The following is a 19,760-nucleotide window of genomic DNA, read 5'->3' on the forward strand; positions in this document are numbered from 1 at the left end:
TAATTTGAAAATGAATGACCGTGTTTGCGAAACGAACAACCAACAACCAGCATATCTTCTCACCTCTAACTACTAACCTCTCGTTCTCAATAAAATTCTCTTAATTTTTCCTTATCCATGCAACCCTTTAATTGTTATCTTGTCTTTAAAGGCAAACTAAGCGCTTGACTGATTATCAACATCTTCATCAGGATTTAATTGATCGCTGCAAAAATGGCGATGACCGTGCTTTTCAGTCATTGTATAAGCTTTATGCCAAAGCCATGTACAATGTCAGCTTCAGGATTACCGCCAGAGAAGAGGATGCACAAGACGCTGTGCAAGAGTCATTTATCAGTGCCTATCGTAATATTCAACACTATCGAGGGGATTCCTCCTTTGGTGCCTGGATAAAGCGGATTGTAGTGAACAGGTCTATCAACATTATTAGAACAAAGAAAGCAGAGCTATGGCCTGAGGATGAGCGTTTTGATATTGAGGAGCAGGAAGCGCCTGAGGTCTACAAGGAAGACATGACGGTGGAACGTATTCGCATGGCTATTATGAATTTGCCTGATGGCTATCGGTCTGTAGTTAGTTTGTACTTATTAGAAGGCTATGACCACGAAGAAATTGCCACCATTTTAGGTATTTCAGAATCTACATCAAAGTCGCAACTTAATAGGGCTAAAGCACGCTTACGGGAACAGCTAACAATGAAAGTATGAAAGACGAATTGAAGGATTTTATGGAGCAGAACAGGGGCGCTTTTGATACAAAAGAAGTTCCTGAAAAAGTATGGACAAATGTTAGTCAACATTTGTTTGGGAGACAGCAATTTTGGCAACCCATCCGCTATTGGCAGGCAGCTGCTGTGGTGTTTTTTGCATTATCCTCCTTTCTTTTTTTACAAGATAAGGTGGGCTTGAAACAACAAGCAAGCATGAAAGAGTTTAGGGCCACTGAAGCATTTTACATAGAAGAGATTTCGGAAAAAAAGAAGATGATTCATGCTGTAAGTGCCAATGACCTGAACGGTTTTACGCAGGACTTTCAGCAGTTGGAAGCCATGTATATGGTTTTGAAAGAGGAGATGAATCAGAAACCCAGTGAAAAGGTTAAGGATGCACTTATCCTTAACCTGATTATCCGGATTAACTTATTAAATAAACAACTTCACGAAGTGGAAGAATCTTCCAGGGCTGAAGATGAAGCTGTTATCAGTTAATTGCGCGTACTAATTTTCGTTTTAAAATACCGTGGGTAGGTGAGAAGACAAAGGCTAATGCAAAGAGCAAACCACACATTGTGGCTATAGCCGCTGCAATGGAACCGTCCATCCAAACCGCCAAGTAATATCCTGAGGCCGATGCCACAACGCCAACACCACTGGAAATTAGCAGCATACGTTTAAAATTATCGGTAAGTAAGTAGGCTGTCGCGGGTGGTACAATCAGCAAGGCCACCACTAAAATTGCTCCGACAGATTCGAAAGAAGCAACTGTTGTGGCAGACACCATACCCATAAGTAAGTAATGCCAAAAAGCGGTTGAGAAACCTAAGGCAGTGGCATAACCCGGATCGAAAGAAGTCACCAATAATTCTTTGTAGAAAAAGTATATCACCAATAAAATACTGATAAGCACGCAACTCATGACTACAATAGCTTTAGGAGCTAATAAATAACCACCCTCAAGTATAATCATGTCAAGTGGCGTGTAGGCAATCTCTCCATACAAAACGCAATCCTGGTCTAAGTCAACCTTCCCAGCAAAAAGTGAGATTAACACTACACCAATAGCAAAGAGCCAGGTAAATGTTACACCAATGGCAGCATCACTTTGCAGTTTTGCTTTTTTGTGAAAGAACTCGATTAGAAAGGTAGTAATCAAGCCAAGCAGACCTGCACCAATTACCATCGTTAATGAATCCCTTGACCCTGAAAATAGAAAAGCCAATACGATTCCAGGTAACACAGCATGCGAGATTGCATCGCCCACCAAAGCCATTCTTCTTAAGATAAGAAAGCAGCCTAACAGCGCACATGAAATGGCTACTAAAGAACCTGTAAGAATAATCCAAAAGTCGTTCATGTCAGTAAGGAATTTTTGTTTTATGAGGATCTACAACCGGGTAATTCAAAATCTGTTCTAAATCTGCTTCAAGCTCAGGTGTAAGAAAGTGTTCGATGGTATCTGCATCTTCATGCACATGATCAGGTGCAATGTGTACGTGTGTTGTTAAATATAATTCCCATAGCCTGTGAATTTTTACAATTCGTTGTGCCCTGGTTTTACCCTCTTGAGTTAATACACAAAGCTTACCTATTTTTTCAAGGTAGCCCTGGCTACATAATCGTTGAATCGATCTGTGCAATCCCTTTTTATCAAAACTACGCTTGCGAATAATTTCATCTGCATAACGTTGCACGAAAAAGTTTTTACTACTTTCTCCCAATTGATACAAAACTTTTAAAACGTTTTCATCTTGTATGGTTCTGCGGAACCTTCTTTGTTTAAAATAACGATTCAGTATTCCTTTTTTGGGCGCTATCATAAACGAAAGCAGTGCAAGGGTAGAAACAACAATGACGATCCACGGGCCTGTAGGCATAGACGGTGCAGTGTAAGAGATGTATGCTCCTGCCAGCCCACTAAACGCACCCACCAGTGCTGCAATTATAAACATAATGCGTATTGAGTTGGTCCAGAAGCGCGCAACCGCAGCAGGGGTAATTAACACTGCAGCCATCAACACTACACCTACGGCTTGTATGCCTACTACGACTGCCAAAACAATCATGGAAGTCAAGAGTAGCTCTAGTCTTTTTACCGGTAAGCCCAATGCCACAGCATAATTGCGATCAAATACCAGAAGTTTAAACTCTTTGAAAAATAAAAGCGTAAAAGTTATTAGCAGAATGGAGACAATCGAAAATGTAATTAAATCTGCACCCACTAAAGATGCAGCTTTACCAAAAATGAAATGATCTAAGCCAGATTGATTTGCATTACCACTTTTTTGAATATAGGTTAAGAGCAAAATACCGAAACCAAAAAACACGGACAGAATTAATCCAATGGCAGTGTCTTCTTTAATCCGACTTTTTGCAATTATATATTGAATGGCATAAAGCGATAGCCATCCCGTTATAAAGGCTCCAGCAATCAAGTAAAGTGGATTCTTGGTGCCACTTAATAAAAAACCTAGACAGATGCCCGGCAATACGGCATGCGCAATGGCATCACCAATTAATGATTTCTTATTCAGAAAAGTAAAAGAACCAACCAACGCAGAACTTGCCGTTATTAATACAGCTCCTGCCGTAACGTAACGCACATTAGGATCTGAAAAGGAAAAGAAGTCAGTGAAGTTACTCATAATACTTTCTCCTCGCGGTTTGGAAAATTCTCTCTGCGAATTAAATCGCCCACATCCGATAGTAGTGTAAGTTTACCACCATATGTTTCCTGAAGTTTATCCTGCGTAAAGGTGCTTGTTGTTGGTCCGTTTGCAACCAATCTTGTGTTTAACAGAATCACCCAATCAAAGTAACTGCTTACTGATTGTAAATCGTGATGCACCACAATAACAGTTTTATTAGCTGCTGTCATTGTGCGTAATAAATTGATGATGGCTTTTTCTGTTGCGGCATCCACACCTGCAAAAGGTTCATCCATAAAATAGATATCTGCCTGTTGTGCCAATGCACGAGCAAGAAAAGTTCTTTGCTGTTGTCCACCCGATAGTTGGGCTATCTGTCGGTTAGCAAAAGATTCCATACCTACTTTTCTAAGGCAATCCATGGCTACATCTAAATCTGCTTTACGAGGTCGCTTGAGTAAACCAAGTTTACCATAACGTCCCATCATAACCACATCCAGCACCGATACCGGAAAATCCCAATCCACTGATTCACGTTGTGGCACATAAGATATGCGATGTCTCACATCATCAATCTTCTCATCAAATATTTTACAATAACCACTGCTAAGTGGCAGCAAGCCCATAACCGATTTGATCAAGGTAGATTTACCGGCACCATTCGGACCAATAATACCAACTAGTTTTCCCTGGGGTATTTCAAGGTCGATATTCCACAATACAGGCTTGCGATCGAAAGCAACAGTAAGGTCGTGTACTTCAAGTGCTGATACCGCACTAATATTCTTATTCATATTATTGGAGAGCACTCACAATGGTGCTCACATTTTTACTAACCATGCCAATGTAAGTTCCTTCAGGTGTGTTGGCTTCACCCATGGCGTCTGAGTATAGGCTTCCACCTATACTTACTTGCCAACCTTTATTCTGACAACCCTCAATTACTGCATTAATTGATTTTTCAGATACCGATGTTTCTACAAAAATTGCTTTGATCTTTCTGCTGATGATAAAGTCAACTAGTTCAGTTACATCCTTCAATCCAAACTCTGAAACTGTTGAAATACCTTGTAAACCTCTAACTTCCATAGCATAAGCATCACCGAAATACCCAAAAGCATCGTGGGCAGTAATAAGCACCCGCTGTGTTGCGGGTATAGTTTGAATTTGCTGAGAAACTGCGTTGTCGAGCGAATCTAATTGTGTTAAGTAGCGTGCAGCATTTACTTTGTACACATGTTGTTTTGCAGAGTCTACTGTACTTAAATTTTTTTCAACTTCAACCACCGCATTTTTCCAAAGCTTTACATCAAACCAAATGTGTGGGTCATGTATGCCCTCCGTTATTAATCTGAGCTCATTTTCCTGAATAGCTTGGGTTACGGGAATTACCGTTTTTGTTCTGCCCAATTTCTCCAGTACTTCTGCCATTTTTCCTTCGAGATGTAGCCCGTTATAAAAAATAACATCTGCATCTGTTAATTTTTGTAGATCACCCTGTGTGGCTTTATAAAGATGAGGATCAACACCAGCGCCCATCAGTGAAATAACGTCAGCGCCATCGCCAGTTACATTCTTGACTGCATCAGCAATCATCCCGGTAGTCGTTACAATCATTAAGCGTTCACGCAGCTCACCTTTTTGCTTTGGCTTACAAGCTATTACCAGCGTAAACACCAGAAAAAATGGAAGTGTTGCATTTAAGAATTTGAAATTTGAAATTTGAAATTTATATAACATAGTCTATTCTTTTACTAAGATGTTTTCTGCAGCCTCACGTGAAATCAGCTGTGGCTTTTTATTTTGAATACTTACTTCAAGTGAACCATCAAACTCAATGCGTTCGCGCACCGTGATGGACACACCAATAGATACTCCTATTTTACTGAGATATTGAAGAAAAGGAGAGGAGCCATTGCGCACAGCACAAACAACAAGGGGTTTATTGACAAGTGCTTCTTTTAGTACAATTTGCTTCTCTTGCTTAATTTTGCCATGTTTATCCGGAATAGGATGGCCATGTGGATCAGCAGTCGGGTAGTCTAGAAACGCATCAAGCTTTTCAATTAACAAGCTCGAGTTAATGTGTTCCAGTTGTTCGGCCACATCATGTACCTCATCCCAGGCAAATCCAAGTTTTTCTACTAAAAAGGTTTCCCATAAGCGGTGCTTGCGTACAATGGTCAATGCATGCGCTTTGCCTTTTTTAGTAACATTTACTCCATAATATTTCTCATAAGTGATAAACTCCTTCAACGAAAGCTTTTTTATCATGTCAGTAACAGTGGCCGCTTTGGTAAGCAAAGAGGCGGCTATTTCGTTGGTGAGCACCGATTTATGCCCGCCTTCCGACAAGTGATAGATGGTTTTTAGATAGTTTTCTTCAGTGTAGCTAAGCATATCTTTTAATATAAACGATATGCAAAAATAAAAGTTTAGACTAATCTAAAAAAAATTTTAAAGAGAATCTATTATCTTAAAAAGCTGTTTTTCGGTGAATCTCCAGAAATGAGCATCGGGTAAGGACTTGCTAATCGGTAAACTGATGATTTTGGTCAGCACTTCTGTTATACTTTCATCACCATCAAGTACCCAGCCTAAACCGAATTCATCAACCATGTTGGCAATAGCTTGGTCATTCCAGGTGAGTATTGGTAAGTTCAACGAACTGTATTCATAAAACTTGGTGGGCATGCGACCGGCAGTATGTTTAGCAGGTGGATAATAAATGAAACCGATATCTGCCTGGTGTATAGCTTCAACGATGGCGCTATGCGAAACCTGAGTTTCATTGCCTTTCAATGAAATATAGTCCAAGCCAGTACAAGCAGCCTTAATCTGCAACTGCTCTTTTACCGAAGGGGCAAAGCCACAAATAGTCAGGTTTACAGTTGAATCAATAGAATGGAGTGCTTTAACAAGTTCGATAACTTTATAAAGCCCTGTACTCTCAGCCAGGGTGCCTGTGAAAAGCCATTTGCTATAACCCTGCTTTTTTCCAGGAGTAGTCACAGGTTCGGCTACTGTATTGGGTATAATACTATAAGCTCTTTTAGTAAAACCAAGCTGTTCAACATAAACACTTTCTGCCAGGAAAAAATGATCTATGAAAGTTGCTGACAGATTTTCTTTTAGCCTTGTATAAAAAGCTATTGGAAAGCGAATGATGGCAGGAAATGCTGAAGTGTGTAATACATTCAGGTAGTAGTTCTCTTGTACATCGTAAATCAGTTTTACTGGTTTTAAGAGTTTGTAAATCAGCGCCACCATCAATAGCTCATGAGTACATATTATCAATATGGCTGGTTTAACGGTAAACCATTTACGTAACAAATGCCAGGGAATGATCAGGCGCTGTAAGCTCAGCCTTTTTTTTAAGCTGTGATCATGCAGCGTTATAGTGCTGTGCTGAGATACTTGTGTGGCAGAACTTCCGTAAACATACACATCATGACCACGACCTGCCAATGAAGTAGCCATTTTACCGTACATGCGAGTTTCATCGACAGGTTTTAATACTGAAGCGATTACAATTTTCTTTTTTTTTCTTTCTTGCATGCTTAATTCAATCGAAAGATAAAAGAAATGAGAGAACTAATAGAAAAGGCCTGGGAAGACAGAAGCATGTTGCAGGATGTAAGCGTACAAAAGACTATCAGAGAAGTAATTGAGCAACTAGATAAGGGTGTTTTGCGTGTTGCTGAACCAGTAGACAATGAGTGGAAGGTGAATGACTGGGTAAAAAAAGCTGTGATTTTATACTTTCCAATTCAAAAGATGGAAACCATTGAAGTAGGCCCGTTTGAATTCCATGATAAAATGGCGCTTAAGAAAAATTATGCTGCCCTGGGCGTACGTGTAGTTCCTCATGCTGTAGCACGTTACGGAGCTTACCTTAGCAAAGGGGTAATTATGATGCCTTCTTATGTAAACATTGGCGCATATGTTGATGAAGGTACTATGGTAGACACATGGGCAACAGTAGGAAGTTGTGCACAGATTGGCAAAAATGTGCATTTGAGTGGTGGTGTTGGTATTGGTGGGGTATTAGAGCCGGTACAAGCCGCACCAGTAATTATTGAAGACAATGCATTTTTGGGTTCCCGCAGCATAGTTGTTGAAGGGGTGAGGGTTGGTAAAGAAGCTGTCTTGGGAGCAAATGTTGTACTTACAGCCAGTTCTAAAATCATAGACGTAACAGGATCATCTCCAGTGGAGTATAAGAGTTATGTTCCTGAGCGCTCGGTGGTTATCCCTGGGTCTTATACAAAGAAATTCCCCGCGGGAGACTTTCAGGTACCCTGTGCATTGATTATAGGCAAGCGTAAAGAAAGCACCGATAAGAAAACATCACTAAATGATGCTTTGCGTGAAAACAATGTTGCGGTTTAATCGCAACGTTGTTTTACCTTTTCACAGCTATTAAGCGGCAATTTCAAGCACTTGTCAGTTTTACAGTGTTAAATCAAGTGGGAAGTTGTAAAATTATGTGTTTTCTTGATTTGGCATCTCTTTTGTAAAATGGTAAAGATCAGATCATCTACGCTTTGAACAGAATCCTTAATTTTACGCCCAGTTATATGTTTAAGATACGGATACTGTTACTTTATGCTATTCTTTTATTCGGTTTTACTACCGAAAAGGAAGAGATTTATCCAACGGTAAAAAACGACAGTTTTAAAAGAGGCGAGTTTATTAAATATAAACTCACTTACGGAATTTTCAATGTAGGCCGGGGTCATGCTGTAATCAGCGATAAATATTATAGTTTAAATGGGCGATCGTGTTTTAAACTGGATGCATATGGCACCACTGCCGGTATGCTGAGCTGGGTTACAAACGTAGATGATCATTGGGGAGCTTACATTGATACTATATCAATACTTCCTGAGGTTTCTTACCGGATTATAAGAGAGGGTAATTATAAGTTAGACGAGTACACCTACTTTGATCATGAGAACAAAAGAGTAGCTGTAAAAGTAATTGATAAAAATACAGGTAAGTTTAAAGAACCAAAGGAGTATGAAACCACCCTACATACCCGCGATATGGTGGCAGGTTTTCTTTACATGCGTACACTCGATTTTACTAATATGCAGAAAGGTGATACCGTTGTGATAAAAGGGTTCTTTGAAGATACCTTTTACAAACAAGCTATTGTATATTATGGAAAGGATGTTGTAAAAATGAAATTTGGAAAAGTAAGGGCACTAAAGTTTAAGCCTGTAATGCCTGATAATAAATTATTTGATGGCGAAAATTCAATTACTGCCTGGTTCTCAGACGATAGAAATAGAATACCTCTAAAAATTGATGCTGAGATGTTTATAGGCTCTGCAGGAGTGGAGCTAACCGATTACGGAAAACTGAAACATCCCCTGAATTTAGTTAAATGATTTTTCAATAAGCTCTTTAAAGCCTTCCCTTGATATAGGTTTTATAATATAGTCCTCAACCGATTGATTGCTTTTTGCACGATTCATATCAACAGGATCTATAGATGAACTCACCATATAGATTTTAATTTTCTTAGTTAGCTTTCCCTTTAGATGCGCATAGTCATTTAGGAACATCCAGCCATCTACATGGGGCATGTTAATATCCAACAATAGTATATCGGGCAATTTATTATCTTCTGCTGAGTGATCATTCAGATATCGGAGAGCTTCTTCACCATTCGAAAATTGTAATACATTTGCTGAAGCATCGGCAGCTTTTAGTAAGCGTGATGCTGTTAACTGAAAAATGTAATCATCATCAACTAAAGCAACAATTAGAGCGGGGGCTTCTACCATAGACTATCAAATTTAATAAAATCAATACGCTATGTATACCTTATTTTTTGGGTACTTTCAAAATAAAGAACATTTTAAAAGTAAACATTTATTGCCCAATTATTGCCCAATAGCGTTGGAGCACGATTTTGCACTTTGGCTGTAATTGCTTAAAATTAGCGTAAGAACAAACCTGAACACTATGTTAAAAGAATTCAAAACCTTTGCCCTGCGGGGTAATGTTGTAGACTTGGCTGTTGGTGTTATTATCGGTGCTGCTTTTAGTACTATAGTTAACTCATTAATTGCCGATGTGCTCACACCTTTGTTATTAAAGCCGGCCCTGGATGCAGCGCAATTGAGTAAATTAGAAGACCTCACTATTTTTGGTGCAGTTAAGTATGGCAAATTTATATCAGCCACTTTTAACTTTGTTATTGTAGCCTTTGTTTTGTTTTTAATTGTAAAGGGCATCAATGCCACCAAGAAAAAAGAAGAGGCAAAACCTGCACCTATTGCTGAACTCCCTGCCGACATTATGTTGCTGACTGAAATTCGTGATCTGTTAAAGTTAAAGCAGTAATTACTTAATTAGTGGCAACATTAAACCTTCTTATCATTCCTGTTGTTGAAGTTTTATGAAATGGATAGATGTGTTGCAATGGGCAACTAAAGGTAATTTAACACCACCCCAACGCGTTGAAAAAACGGATGAAGAGTGGCGAAAAATCCTATCGCCTGAAGAGTTTGCTGTAACCAGAAATAAAGGAACAGAAAGACCTTGGACGGGAGAGTATTGTGAAGCACACGAGCCAGGGTTGTATGCCTGTCGCTGTTGTGCTACGCCTTTATTTGATTCTAGAACTAAGTTTGAATCGGGTACCGGATGGCCAAGTTTTGCTGCACCGGTAGAAGACAATGTTATTAAGTATACGAAAGACACTAGTTATGGTATGACAAGGGTAGAGGTAGAATGCAGTGTATGTGACGGACATTTAGGACACGTTTTTCCCGATGGACCAGAACCAACTGGTTTGCGGTATTGCATTAATTCAGCGTCAATTAAGTTGGTGGGTTAGAGTGTTAAAGGGTTGAAGTTCTGAGGGGGCCAAGTCTTTGGGCAAACCTTGGTTAATAATTCATTTCTCTTAACCTGCCACAGATGACTCGCAGCTAATCCCTCGAAGCTCGCAGTTTTAAAGGTTTATTGAATAATATCTATCTATCTATTTCTCTATCAGATTCTTATAAAGATTTTTCTCTTATTTATCCATTAGTATAACTTTTGTAAAAGATATCCGTATATTAGTTTTACAAAACATATACAAATGAGTAAAGAATACCTTGGTGAGTTCGAAGAGCTTGTCTTGATGATGGTTGGCATTTTGCAGGAAGATGCTTATGGCAATGCAGTAGTTGAGCTGATAAAAGAGAGGGTGGGAAGAGAAGTTAACCTCAGCGCTGTACATGTTACGCTTTATCGTCTGGAAGATAAAGGACTTGTTAAATCAGAAATGGGCGGAGCTACACAATTGCGTGGCGGCAGACGTAAGCGCATCTTTAAAATTACCAATGCGGGTTTGGCAATGCTGCAAACCATGAAAGAGATGCGAATCGATTTGTGGAAACTGGTCCCTCAATTAAAAATGGTGGGCATCTAAACCATTTTTATTGTCAAGACATCTTTTATCCATGCATAAAAACTCCTCTAATCATACGGCACCTGCCTGGTCACTTCGCTTTTTGCAATGGTATTGTCCTGATTACCTGTTGGAAAGTATAGAGGGTGATTTGGAAGAGCAATTCGAACAGGACGTTTCTTCTATAGGGCTCAGAAAGGCGAGACTTCAGTATACAAAAAACGTATTCCTGTTTTTCAGACCAGGCATAGTACTCCGAAATAAGTTTTCATTACAATTATTCAATTCAAGTATGTTGCAAAATTATTGGAAAGTAGCAATTCGTAATATGGCCAGGCGTAAGCTCTATGCTTTTATTAACTCTTTCGGTTTAAGCATTGCCATTGCTTGTTGTGTGTTGATTTATCTCTATGTGATGGACGAACTCAGTTTTGATCAGTTCCATGAAAATAAGGATAGAATCGTGCGTATCCATAGCACTTCTTTTGATGAAGAAAAGTATAAAGAGGGCGATCCATTACCATACAACACCAGTGCGTGGTTGCCTGGTGTACTTGCGGATGTAATGCAAGATGAATTGGCTGAAGTTGAGTATGTAACACGCTTTAATAGTGGAACCGAAGGTGTGATGCAGCATGATGATAAAATATTTAAACAATCAACGGCATTTGTGGATAGCGGTTTTTTCAGGATGTTTTCTTTTCCGGTTATAAAAGGATCCACTCATAAAATCTTTCGCCATACGAATGAAGCCGTTTTAACGTCAGCAGTGGCAGAGAAATTTTTTGGTAAGGAAGATCCTATTGGTAAAACTTTTAGTTTTTTTATTAATGAAAAAGCTGATTATGTTGTAGCAGCAGTAATTGAAGCACCTCCGGCAAATTCCAGCATTGACTTTGAAATGATTTTGCCTTCAAGTTCAAGACCTTATTTTGAAAATAGTGCAAAACAGTGGAATAACTTCTCTTATCCGACTTTCGTTCAGCTCAGGAAAACATCGGATCTTGTTACCTTTAAGCCTCACCTCGACTCGTTGATACAAAAATACATGGGGCCAAGTTATGATCGTACGCGGGTACGTGAGAAAATCCCTGCTGAAATTAAAGTGGGTGAGTTTGATTATATTCCGCTTACAAAAATACACTTAGCCCCACACATCAGTTGGCATAAAGTAAGTGATAAAAAATATTCCTGGATATTGGCCGGCATAGGATTACTTATTCTCATTATCGCTTGTATTAACTATATCGTTTTATCGCTGGCAACATCTAACGCTCGCAAAACTGAAATTGGTGTGCGTAAGGTCGTGGGAGCCAGGCCTGGACAATTGATTAATCAATTTTCCTTTGAATCCCTACTGCTCTCCTTTATGGCCATGTTTACCGGTATTGTTCTGGTAGTCACCTTACTACCCATGTTTAATGAATACACTGCTAAATCTATTGTACTCACTTTTGGTAATATGTCAACCGTGCTTGCAATGATGCTAATATTAACAATTACCATTGGATTGACAGCTGGCTTTTATCCGGCCTTTATACTCTCTTCATTTAAACCAGTAACAATTCTGAAGGGTAAGAATAGTGCCAGACTGCAAACACCTTTTGCAAAAGCCATGGTTGTTTTGCAATTCACCTTGTCTACACTATTAATTGTCAGTTCAGTGATTATGTACCGGCAGATGGAGTACATTACCAGCAAAGATTTGGGCTACGATGCTGATAAAGTGATAGCCATTGAAACAAACGCAGGTTGGAATAGAACCTCTGATGAAATGATTCCGCTTTTCAGAAATGCCTTAAGCCAAGAGCGCGATGTTATTTCTGTTGCCGGAACTTCGGCATCTTTTAACAGAGGTTGGTCCCGTTACGGTTGGCAAGTAGCAGATGAAAATAAGTGGGCTTATGTCTTTCGTGTAGATGAAGCATATCTGGATCTGTTTAGTATTGAATTATTGGAGGGTAGAAATTTTGATAACACAGCTGACTCCAGTGCGGTGATTGTTAATGAAGCTTTTGTTAGGGATATGGGTTGGACTGATCCTTTGTCTGAATACGTGAACTGGCAGGAAGACACTGTAGGTAAAGGTTCACCAGTGATTGGCGTGATGAAGGATTACAATTTTCTATCATTGGAAAGCGAAGTTGAGCCTCTCTTTTTGGGTTCTAAACGACCTGATTTCGGAAGACTTACTACTATTTTAGTAAAACTTGGTCCTGGTAAAACACCAGAACAGTTAAGTAAAGTTGAGCAGAAGTGGAAGCAGACCTTCCCTGATAAACCATTTGAATACTCTTTTGTAGATGAGGATGTCGCAAGGCAGTATCAATCCCACGAACGTTGGATGAAAATTATGGGCATTTCTACAAGCTTTGCTATTATTATCTCTTGTCTAGGTTTATTTGGCTTGGCAGGAATAGAATCGCTTAACCGTGTAAAAGAAGTTGGCATACGAAAAGTGATGGGGGCTTCAGTCTTTCAATTAATGGTTTTATTGAACAGAAAATACATCATGCTTGCCTTCATCGCATTTGCAATTGCTGCCCCCATTTCATGGTGGATGATGAAACAATGGCTCGATGCATTCAAATACAGGATTACGCTTTCCTGGGAGCTTTTTGGTATTACTTTATTAACGGGTCTGGCAATAGCACTGATTACCGTAAGTTATCATGCTTTGAAAGCTGCCAGAACTAACCCTGCCGATACGCTTAAGTACGAATAAGTATAAGGATTACCTGACTATATTTGTTGAAAGCAATATGGCTAGCGTTTTCTATCATTCAATTTTGGTTAAGTCCGAAGACATTGATAACATGAATCATGTTAATAATGTAGTCTACTTACGCTATGCACAAGAAGTAGCCGAAGCCCATTGGTTTGCCAAAGGAACAGAGGAGATTCGTAAGCGATTTTTATGGGTAGTGCTAAGGCACGAAATCGATTATTTGACACCGGCAGCATTAGGACATGAAATACAGGGTAAGACTTGGGTTGATGATCCGGAAGGTCCTAAAATTGTGCGTAACGTTGAGTTGTTTAATGTTACTCTAAACAAAGTGAGCGCCCGAATCAAAACAACCTGGTGTCTATTAGATGCTAACAGTTTGCGGCCTAAAAGAATTGAAGGCGAAATGATTGACTTTTTTAAATAAGATCAATTTTCCGCAGCTATCTTTGCGGCCGAATGCCAAAAATTGCTACCTATAAAGAAGCTGTCGACTATCTCTACAGCAACCTCCCGATGTTTCAGCGGGTAGGATCAGTGGCTTTCAAGAAAGACTTAACCAATACCCTGGCACTCTGCGAAGTGTTGGGCAATCCACAAAACAAATTTAAGTCGGTTCATATTGCCGGCACCAATGGCAAGGGTAGTACCTCGCATATGCTCGCTTCTGTTTTACAGGAGGCGGGCTATACAACAGGTTTATATACATCTCCTCACTTAAAAGATTTTACAGAACGCATTCGAATCAATGGCGTAACGGTTGATCAACAATTCGTCATATCCTTCATCAATAAACTTCAAGAGATCATTGAAAAAATCAAGCCGTCTTTTTTCGAAATAACTGTAGCGATGGCTTTTGATTACTTCGCACAGCAAGGTGTTGAAGTGGCCGTAGTTGAAGTAGGCTTGGGCGGAAGACTGGACTCTACCAATGTAATCATGCCAGAGTTGTCGCTGATTACCAACATTGGTTGGGATCACATGGATTTGCTTGGCGATAGCCTCGATAAGATCGCTTACGAGAAGGCAGGAATTATTAAAAATAAGGTGCCTGTCATTATCAGCGAAAGGCAAGCCGACATTGAAGAAGTATTTAAGCACAAGGCAGAAGGAGAGGAGGCACCCATTTGTTTCGCGGAAGACTTTTATGAAGTGGTATTAAACAGTGATCATGCCTTTAATGGCTTCAAAGTATATTGGAACAAAGCATTTTTCCTTGAACTAAATACCTTTCCCTTAGGTGGAATATATCAACGTAATAATATTCAGGGTGTATTAATGGCAGCTGAAATATTGAATGAACAAGGTTTTATTATTCCCGTAACGGCTTTGCAAAATGGTCTGAGTAAAGTAGTAGACAATACCGGATTAAGAGGACGTTGGCAAAAGTTGGGCGACAAGCCAATGATCATTTGTGACACAGGTCATAACAAAGATGGTATTCAACAAGTGTTAAAGCAGCTTACTTTATTATCCTATAACAAACTGCATATTGTAATGGGCATGGTGAAGGGTAAAGAACCTGAAGCTGTTTTAGCCATTATGCCCAAAGATGCCACCTACTATTTTTGTGAAGCAAAAATACCAAGAGCCGAAAAAGCACAAACACTTGCTGAACAGGCAAAGGTATTCGGATTACATGGTCAAGTAATTCCTGATGTTAATGAAGCATTAGCAGTGGCAAGGTCGAACGCCAGCGAAGCAGATGTCATTTTTATTGGAGGCAGTACTTTTGTAGTAGCCGAGTTGAATGACTTGTAAAAGCAAATTAAATAATTAAGATAGCATATACATAAGTGAAAAGGAAGAAAGAAAGATTCAAGATAATTGAAGAGCGAGCCAATGTAATTGAGCCCACCAAGGAAAACTATCACGATATTAAAGGTGAATGGAATAAGCAATACTTTAAAAAAGAGCATCCGATTACCATAGAATTAGCTTGTGGCCGTGGTGAGTATACTGTTGGTTTAGCAGCTTTGTTTCCGGATCGCAATTACATCGGTATTGATATGAAGGGAGAGCGCATTTGGAAGGGGAGTAGCTGGGCAGTAGAACGCAACCTTACGAATGTAGCCTTTTTGAGAACACACATTTTGATGATCGAAAACTTCTTCGCACAAAACGAAATAGATGAAATCTGGATTACTTTTCCAGACCCGCGCCCGAGGATACGTGATATGAAAAGAAGAATTACGAGTCCACGTTTTCTGGATATGTACAAGCAGTTTATCAGACCGGGTGGTTATGTAAGGTTAAAAACTGACAATACTTCTCTATATCAGTACACACTCGAGGTATTAGCCGGGCGTAACGACATCGAAGATCTTCAACACAGCAATGAAGTTTACAATTCTCCATTAAGCCCCGAAGTATTTAATATCAAGACCAAGTACGAAATGATGTTCGCTGAGAAAGGAGAGACGATTAAGTATTTGCGGTTTAGGTTTAAGTCTTAACCTGCTTGTGCAATACTTGACTTGTCTATTAGTTCGATTGGTTAGTTCAGTGAAGACGAAATGAGGATGTAGCCAATTAATAATTAGGGTTATTAACTGCTAGCTTCTTGAAATACCATGAGCAAGAGGGTATCATAATAATGTTTGATCAACAAATACAGCATCCTTGGAGAACGCTGTATTTATAGACTCTTTATAATCTTTGCTTTACAGAATAGAAGTTAAACTACCATGCATATCTTGTTTTAATTATTGAGATTCCCCATTGCGTGAACGATACCTCGGCAGGAAACCCTGTTGATTCACTAAAATCCTTTTGTTTTGTTTCTTTAAGGTTGGTTTGAAAGCGTAGTTTATAGAGATTGGTTTTCTTTATTACAAAACTTACCTCAGCCATTGCGGACGGTAAAGCATAAATTACACCAATTCCGCTGGCTATTGGAGCCTCAGTATAACCTGCTATTGTTTGATAGCCAATGCCTATTGCTGCACCTACTTTCTTTTCAAATGTAGTGCTTTTGCTCCATGTAGCATCCGTTCCAGTTTTTAAAGTAATGAATATTGGGATGTCTGCATGCACACCATAACCACCAGTTAAACTAATGCCAACACCAATATTTGGATTGAAGCCTATTGAAGTATGATCTGCTAATATTAAAATAGGAAAATTCCATCCTGAGTAACCAATCAATCCATAAGATGATTTGGCATCAAGCTCGTTATAAGTTGGATTCGAAATAGGGTCGGGAATGGCAAAACCTTTATATTGATTGTAGTTAAGTCCTATACCTGTATCACGCTGTTTTGCGTAATCGTAGAAACTTTGAGAATAAAGGTTTGTCCAGCTGACGAAAGTTGTTACAATCACCAGAAAAGTTTTCATGTGTGTTAGTTTATTTTAATTTGTATTTCCTTTTTACTTGTTTAATAAGCGCTTTTTTCATCAGGCCTGTATAATAGTAAACAAAGTTCTCACTCACGTTATCAATTATATAAGTATCAGTAGTAGTTAAATCATAAATATATAGTGGAAAATAAACGGTCACTTTTGTAGTTGAATGTCTAATACCTTGCCTGATATCTACAAAAGGCTTGAAATCTAATACGTATTTATACCCCAGTTCTTTATAAGCGAGAACATTCTCTCTTGAGGTTATGACGTATTCAAAGGGATACTCTTTTGCTGCAGTTCTTAACTGCAAATTGGATCCAGCAACATTGGTATTGTGATTTTTTTTAAGGGCATGCCTTATTTTTTCGTCTTGACCCTGGCCTCTGGGCTTTTCAGGTTCAACTTCTGTAGAATCATGCTTTAAGAAAATGATCTTAGAAACATTTAAGTCATCAGGTAGTCCCTTGAATTGTTTTTGTGCTAAAACTGGTCTTTGAGTGAGAAATACAATACTAAAACAAGATAGAATTAAGAGGAAATTCTGTTTACACATAGGGTATAGAGTTGGAATTAGGCAATTAAATACTAAAGTGATCTTAGTTGTTAACTAAACAATAAGATTAAAAAAGAATTTAGACTAAGAGCTTACAAAGTATTAGACAAAAGCCGGTATACCCGTAATCTTATTACCCAATATCAACAGGTGAATATCATGTGTACCTTCGTAAGTCACTACCGATTCAAGGTTCATCATGTGGCGCATAATGGAGTATTCTCCAGTAATACCCATACCACCATGTATCTGTCTTGCTTCTCTGGCTATTTCTAAAGCAACGGCCACATTGTTCCTTTTCGCTAATGAAATCTGTGGCGTAGTTGCTTTGCCTTCGTTCATTAACACACCAAGTCTCCAGTTTAATAACTGAGCTTTGGTTATCTCGCTAAGCATTTCTGCTAATTTCTTTTGTATTAACTGGAATGAAGCTATTGGCTTACCAAACTGTATACGCTCAGCCGCGTAACGTCTTGCGCTTTCATAGCAATCCATAGCAGCACCTATTGCACCCCAGGCTATTCCATAACGCGCTGAGTCAAGGCACATCATCGGTGCACCTAAACCGCTCTTACCTGGTAATAGGTTTTCCTTAGGTACTTTTACATTATCAAATACTAACTCGCCAGTAGCACTAGCGCGTAACGACCATTTGCCATGTGTTTCTGGTGTCGAGAAACCTTCCATGCCACGCTCTACAATCAAACCATGAATACGACCTTCTTCATTCTTTGCCCAAACGACAGCAACATCTGCTCTAGGTGAATTGGAAATCCACATTTTCGCGCCATTCAGCAGATAATGGTCACCCATATCTTTAAAATTAGTCACCATCCCGCTAGGGTTTGAACCATGATCTGGTTCGGTCAATCCAAAGCAACCCAACCACTCGCCAGAAGCAAGCTTTGGTAAGTACTTTTTACGCTGAGCTTCAGATCCGAATTTGTAAATCGGGTACATAACTAACGACCCTTGCACTGAAGCTGTCGAGCGCATGCCTGAATCGCCACGTTCAATCTCCTGCATGATAATGCCGTAAGAGATGTAATCCAGGCCACCGCAACCATACTCTACGGGCAGCGTAGGGCCAAAGGCACCAACATCACCAAATTTCTTAACGATTTCGTATGGAAAGTGTGCACGCTGTGCCCAGTCTTCAATGTATGGGGAAATCTCCTTTTTAACGAATTGACGAACGCTGGTTCTGATCAATTTATGCTCTTCCGTCAGAAGATCATCAATTTCGTAGAAGTCAGGGTGTTCGTATAAATCTTGTTTTAACGATTTTTTAGTATGTGTACCATTTTCGGTCGCGTTAGCCATAGGTTTGACGTTTATGCGTAATTTTCGGAGCAATTTACTACATAATCCTTAACTGATGCCAACCACATCCTTTGATCCAGTACTGATTGAGCAATTAAAAAAGCTTCAGGAGAAATACGCTGTTATGGGACAGGACTTATCCAGCTATCTGGATGGTTTGCTGCATTCCGATTATCTCACTTATTGGGATTATATACATGTGGATACACTATTGAGTTTACAAAATCCCAAGACCAGTTTTCCAGATGAAGAAGTGTTTATTATGTACCATCAGGTCACTGAATTGTACTTTAAAATGATCTTACATGAGATGGGTCAAATAGGTAATAATCAGCAACTTAATGCTACCTTCTTCATGACAAGGATTGATCGCATTATTCGTTACTTCCGTCAATTGGAAAACTCATTTGATATCATGGTGGATGGCATGGAAAAGGAGCAATTCCTGAAATTCCGGATGTCATTATTACCCGCTAGTGGCTTTCAATCGGCACAATACAGAATGATCGAAATTGCCTCGACTTCTTTGGTGAATCTATTGGATGACGAAAGCAGAAAACAGGTAAAATCAACTGATACCATTCGCCAGCAAATGGAAAAAATCTATTGGCGAAGTGGAGCAACTGAATTAGCCTCCGGCAAGAAAACACTTACACTTCAGCAATTTGAAGAGAAATACCTGGATGATTTTTGCGAACAGGCAGAAAGATGCAAGGATACAAATCTCTTTACTATTTATCAGAAACACTTTGCAACATCTGATGTAGCTGAGGCTATAAAAGATCGTTTACGCGAATTGGATGTGTTGGCAAATGTTAAATGGCGTTTGGCGCATCTTCGTTCTGCGGGTCGCTACTTGCAGAAAAGTCCTGAGGATATTAAAGCAACCGGAGGTACCAATTGGCAGAAGTATTTACCGCCTCGCTTTCAGCGAATCATGTTCTTTCCTGAACTCTGGTCTGAAGAAGAAAAGAGCAATTGGGGTCGTGCGGCTTTTGAGCAATAGACATCAATCCGCTATACACTGTTTT

At 39.4% G+C, this 19,760-nt stretch carries 22 protein-coding genes; 12 read left to right on the forward strand and 10 right to left on the reverse strand.

Features of this window, described 5'->3' with window-relative positions; translation table 11 throughout:
* Nucleotides 1-164 precede the first annotated feature (164 nt).
* On the forward strand, nucleotides 165-707 hold the full coding sequence (locus SanaruYs_RS02160) for an RNA polymerase sigma factor (RefSeq protein ID WP_127120860.1): 543 nt from the start codon (nucleotides 165-167) through the stop codon (nucleotides 705-707).
* Complete coding sequence (locus SanaruYs_RS02165; RefSeq protein ID WP_127120861.1) at nucleotides 704-1,207, forward strand: hypothetical protein; 504 nt, start codon at nucleotides 704-706, stop codon at nucleotides 1,205-1,207. Before SanaruYs_RS02160 ends, SanaruYs_RS02165 begins: the two co-directional genes overlap by 4 nt.
* Here the strand turns inward: SanaruYs_RS02165 and SanaruYs_RS02170 are convergent.
* The 6 genes from SanaruYs_RS02170 to SanaruYs_RS02195 are packed head-to-tail and all read right to left on the reverse strand — an operon-like array spanning nucleotide 1,200 to nucleotide 6,921.
* Nucleotides 1,200-2,072: a metal ABC transporter permease gene (locus tag SanaruYs_RS02170; RefSeq protein WP_127120862.1), complete on the reverse strand. Its 873-nt coding sequence runs from the start codon at nucleotides 2,070-2,072 to the stop codon at nucleotides 1,200-1,202. The two genes, SanaruYs_RS02165 and SanaruYs_RS02170, sit on opposite strands and share 8 nt — an antisense overlap.
* Before the next feature lies 1 nt (nucleotide 2,073).
* The gene (locus tag SanaruYs_RS02175; RefSeq protein ID WP_127120863.1) at nucleotides 2,074-3,360 is read right to left on the reverse strand and encodes a metal ABC transporter permease; all 1,287 of its coding nucleotides are present in this window, start codon (nucleotides 3,358-3,360) and stop codon (nucleotides 2,074-2,076) included.
* The gene (locus SanaruYs_RS02180) at nucleotides 3,357-4,157 is read right to left on the reverse strand and encodes a metal ABC transporter ATP-binding protein (protein ID WP_127120864.1); all 801 of its coding nucleotides are present in this window, start codon (nucleotides 4,155-4,157) and stop codon (nucleotides 3,357-3,359) included. Before SanaruYs_RS02180 ends, SanaruYs_RS02175 begins: the two co-directional genes overlap by 4 nt.
* A gap of 1 nt (nucleotide 4,158) precedes the next feature.
* Complete coding sequence (locus tag SanaruYs_RS02185; protein ID WP_127120865.1) at nucleotides 4,159-5,103, reverse strand: metal ABC transporter solute-binding protein, Zn/Mn family; 945 nt, start codon at nucleotides 5,101-5,103, stop codon at nucleotides 4,159-4,161.
* Between the two features lie 3 nt (nucleotides 5,104-5,106).
* Nucleotides 5,107-5,763 (reverse strand): metal-dependent transcriptional regulator, encoded by a 657-nt coding sequence (locus SanaruYs_RS02190; RefSeq protein ID WP_127120866.1) that lies wholly within the window; start codon nucleotides 5,761-5,763, stop codon nucleotides 5,107-5,109.
* A gap of 57 nt (nucleotides 5,764-5,820) precedes the next feature.
* Nucleotides 5,821-6,921: a glycosyltransferase family protein gene (locus SanaruYs_RS02195; protein WP_127120867.1), complete on the reverse strand. Its 1,101-nt coding sequence runs from the start codon at nucleotides 6,919-6,921 to the stop codon at nucleotides 5,821-5,823.
* Nucleotides 6,922-6,948: 27 nt separating this feature from the next.
* Here SanaruYs_RS02195 and SanaruYs_RS02200 point away from each other — a divergent pair, with 27 nt between their 5' ends.
* Together SanaruYs_RS02200 and SanaruYs_RS02205 are read left to right on the forward strand one after the other, a co-directional pair.
* Complete coding sequence (locus SanaruYs_RS02200) at nucleotides 6,949-7,755, forward strand: 2,3,4,5-tetrahydropyridine-2,6-dicarboxylate N-succinyltransferase (RefSeq protein ID WP_127120868.1); 807 nt, start codon at nucleotides 6,949-6,951, stop codon at nucleotides 7,753-7,755.
* 188 nt (nucleotides 7,756-7,943) lie between these two features.
* A complete protein-coding gene (locus SanaruYs_RS02205) occupies nucleotides 7,944-8,759 on the forward strand; it encodes a DUF3108 domain-containing protein (protein ID WP_127120869.1) in 816 nt (271 codons plus the stop codon).
* On the opposite strand, the gene SanaruYs_RS02210 is transcribed toward SanaruYs_RS02205, so the two are convergent.
* Nucleotides 8,748-9,158: a response regulator gene (locus SanaruYs_RS02210; RefSeq protein ID WP_127120870.1), complete on the reverse strand. Its 411-nt coding sequence runs from the start codon at nucleotides 9,156-9,158 to the stop codon at nucleotides 8,748-8,750. The two genes, SanaruYs_RS02205 and SanaruYs_RS02210, sit on opposite strands and share 12 nt — an antisense overlap.
* Nucleotides 9,159-9,339: 181 nt before the next feature.
* Between SanaruYs_RS02210 and mscL the strand changes: the two genes are divergently transcribed.
* The 7 genes from mscL to trmB all read left to right on the forward strand — a co-directional run bounded on the left by mscL (nucleotide 9,340) and on the right by trmB (nucleotide 15,961).
* Complete coding sequence (gene mscL / locus SanaruYs_RS02215; RefSeq protein WP_127120871.1) at nucleotides 9,340-9,720, forward strand: large conductance mechanosensitive channel protein MscL; 381 nt, start codon at nucleotides 9,340-9,342, stop codon at nucleotides 9,718-9,720.
* Nucleotides 9,721-9,775: 55 nt separating this feature from the next.
* Nucleotides 9,776-10,216, forward strand: coding sequence for a peptide-methionine (R)-S-oxide reductase MsrB (msrB, locus tag SanaruYs_RS02220; RefSeq protein ID WP_127120872.1), 441 nt, complete (start codon nucleotides 9,776-9,778; stop codon nucleotides 10,214-10,216).
* A 249-nt stretch (nucleotides 10,217-10,465) separates the two neighbouring features.
* Nucleotides 10,466-10,798, forward strand: coding sequence for a PadR family transcriptional regulator (locus SanaruYs_RS02225; RefSeq protein WP_127120873.1), 333 nt, complete (start codon nucleotides 10,466-10,468; stop codon nucleotides 10,796-10,798).
* Between the two features lie 31 nt (nucleotides 10,799-10,829).
* Complete coding sequence (locus tag SanaruYs_RS02230) at nucleotides 10,830-13,502, forward strand: ABC transporter permease (protein WP_127120874.1); 2,673 nt, start codon at nucleotides 10,830-10,832, stop codon at nucleotides 13,500-13,502.
* A 37-nt stretch (nucleotides 13,503-13,539) separates the two neighbouring features.
* A complete protein-coding gene (locus tag SanaruYs_RS02235; RefSeq protein ID WP_127120875.1) occupies nucleotides 13,540-13,932 on the forward strand; it encodes an acyl-CoA thioesterase in 393 nt (130 codons plus the stop codon).
* Nucleotides 13,933-13,964: 32 nt separating this feature from the next.
* A complete protein-coding gene (locus SanaruYs_RS02240) occupies nucleotides 13,965-15,266 on the forward strand; it encodes a bifunctional folylpolyglutamate synthase/dihydrofolate synthase (RefSeq protein WP_246011814.1) in 1,302 nt (433 codons plus the stop codon).
* Between the two features lie 35 nt (nucleotides 15,267-15,301).
* Nucleotides 15,302-15,961 carry a tRNA (guanosine(46)-N7)-methyltransferase TrmB gene (trmB, locus tag SanaruYs_RS02245; RefSeq protein WP_127120876.1) on the forward strand — a complete coding sequence of 220 codons (660 nt, stop codon included), beginning with the start codon at nucleotides 15,302-15,304 and terminating at the stop codon, nucleotides 15,959-15,961.
* Nucleotides 15,962-16,187: 226 nt separating this feature from the next.
* Here trmB and SanaruYs_RS02250 read toward each other — a convergent pair whose 3' ends face one another.
* From SanaruYs_RS02250 to SanaruYs_RS02260, 3 genes are all read right to left on the reverse strand, one after another.
* Nucleotides 16,188-16,844: a hypothetical protein gene (locus SanaruYs_RS02250; protein ID WP_127120877.1), complete on the reverse strand. Its 657-nt coding sequence runs from the start codon at nucleotides 16,842-16,844 to the stop codon at nucleotides 16,188-16,190.
* Between the two features lie 10 nt (nucleotides 16,845-16,854).
* Nucleotides 16,855-17,406: a hypothetical protein gene (locus SanaruYs_RS02255; protein ID WP_127120878.1), complete on the reverse strand. Its 552-nt coding sequence runs from the start codon at nucleotides 17,404-17,406 to the stop codon at nucleotides 16,855-16,857.
* A gap of 102 nt (nucleotides 17,407-17,508) precedes the next feature.
* Nucleotides 17,509-18,729, reverse strand: a complete 1,221-nt coding sequence (locus SanaruYs_RS02260) for an acyl-CoA dehydrogenase family protein (protein WP_127120879.1) — start codon at nucleotides 18,727-18,729, stop codon at nucleotides 17,509-17,511.
* Nucleotides 18,730-18,784: 55 nt separating this feature from the next.
* Between SanaruYs_RS02260 and SanaruYs_RS02265 the strand changes: the two genes are divergently transcribed.
* The gene (locus SanaruYs_RS02265) at nucleotides 18,785-19,735 is read left to right on the forward strand and encodes a tryptophan 2,3-dioxygenase family protein (RefSeq protein ID WP_127120880.1); all 951 of its coding nucleotides are present in this window, start codon (nucleotides 18,785-18,787) and stop codon (nucleotides 19,733-19,735) included.
* The last annotated feature ends 25 nt before the right edge of the window (nucleotides 19,736-19,760 follow it).

This window comes from Chryseotalea sanaruensis, from assembly GCF_003990915.1.
GTDB lineage: Bacteria > Bacteroidota > Bacteroidia > Cytophagales > Cyclobacteriaceae > Chryseotalea > Chryseotalea sanaruensis.

Coding starts and splice junctions, on each gene's coding strand:
- SanaruYs_RS02195 (WP_127120867.1), bottom strand. CDS start 6,921: ATGCAAGAAAGAAAAAAAAAGAAAATTGTAATCGCTTCAGTATTAAAA.
- SanaruYs_RS02175 (WP_127120863.1), bottom strand. CDS start 3,360: ATGAGTAACTTCACTGACTTCTTTTCCTTTTCAGATCCTAATGTGCGT.
- SanaruYs_RS02190 (WP_127120866.1), bottom strand. CDS start 5,763: ATGCTTAGCTACACTGAAGAAAACTATCTAAAAACCATCTATCACTTG.
- mscL (WP_127120871.1), top strand. CDS start 9,340: ATGTTAAAAGAATTCAAAACCTTTGCCCTGCGGGGTAATGTTGTAGAC.
- SanaruYs_RS02180 (WP_127120864.1), bottom strand. CDS start 4,157: ATGAATAAGAATATTAGTGCGGTATCAGCACTTGAAGTACACGACCTT.
- SanaruYs_RS02225 (WP_127120873.1), top strand. CDS start 10,466: ATGAGTAAAGAATACCTTGGTGAGTTCGAAGAGCTTGTCTTGATGATG.
- SanaruYs_RS02230 (WP_127120874.1), top strand. CDS start 10,830: ATGCATAAAAACTCCTCTAATCATACGGCACCTGCCTGGTCACTTCGC.
- SanaruYs_RS02265 (WP_127120880.1), top strand. CDS start 18,785: ATGCCAACCACATCCTTTGATCCAGTACTGATTGAGCAATTAAAAAAG.
- SanaruYs_RS02205 (WP_127120869.1), top strand. CDS start 7,944: ATGTTTAAGATACGGATACTGTTACTTTATGCTATTCTTTTATTCGGT.
- SanaruYs_RS02165 (WP_127120861.1), top strand. CDS start 704: ATGAAAGACGAATTGAAGGATTTTATGGAGCAGAACAGGGGCGCTTTT.
- SanaruYs_RS02260 (WP_127120879.1), bottom strand. CDS start 18,729: ATGGCTAACGCGACCGAAAATGGTACACATACTAAAAAATCGTTAAAA.
- msrB (WP_127120872.1), top strand. CDS start 9,776: ATGAAATGGATAGATGTGTTGCAATGGGCAACTAAAGGTAATTTAACA.
- SanaruYs_RS02170 (WP_127120862.1), bottom strand. CDS start 2,072: ATGAACGACTTTTGGATTATTCTTACAGGTTCTTTAGTAGCCATTTCA.
- SanaruYs_RS02240 (WP_246011814.1), top strand. CDS start 13,965: ATGCCAAAAATTGCTACCTATAAAGAAGCTGTCGACTATCTCTACAGC.
- SanaruYs_RS02185 (WP_127120865.1), bottom strand. CDS start 5,103: ATGTTATATAAATTTCAAATTTCAAATTTCAAATTCTTAAATGCAACA.
- SanaruYs_RS02235 (WP_127120875.1), top strand. CDS start 13,540: ATGGCTAGCGTTTTCTATCATTCAATTTTGGTTAAGTCCGAAGACATT.
- SanaruYs_RS02210 (WP_127120870.1), bottom strand. CDS start 9,158: ATGGTAGAAGCCCCCGCTCTAATTGTTGCTTTAGTTGATGATGATTAC.
- SanaruYs_RS02250 (WP_127120877.1), bottom strand. CDS start 16,844: ATGAAAACTTTTCTGGTGATTGTAACAACTTTCGTCAGCTGGACAAAC.
- SanaruYs_RS02200 (WP_127120868.1), top strand. CDS start 6,949: ATGAGAGAACTAATAGAAAAGGCCTGGGAAGACAGAAGCATGTTGCAG.
- SanaruYs_RS02255 (WP_127120878.1), bottom strand. CDS start 17,406: ATGTGTAAACAGAATTTCCTCTTAATTCTATCTTGTTTTAGTATTGTA.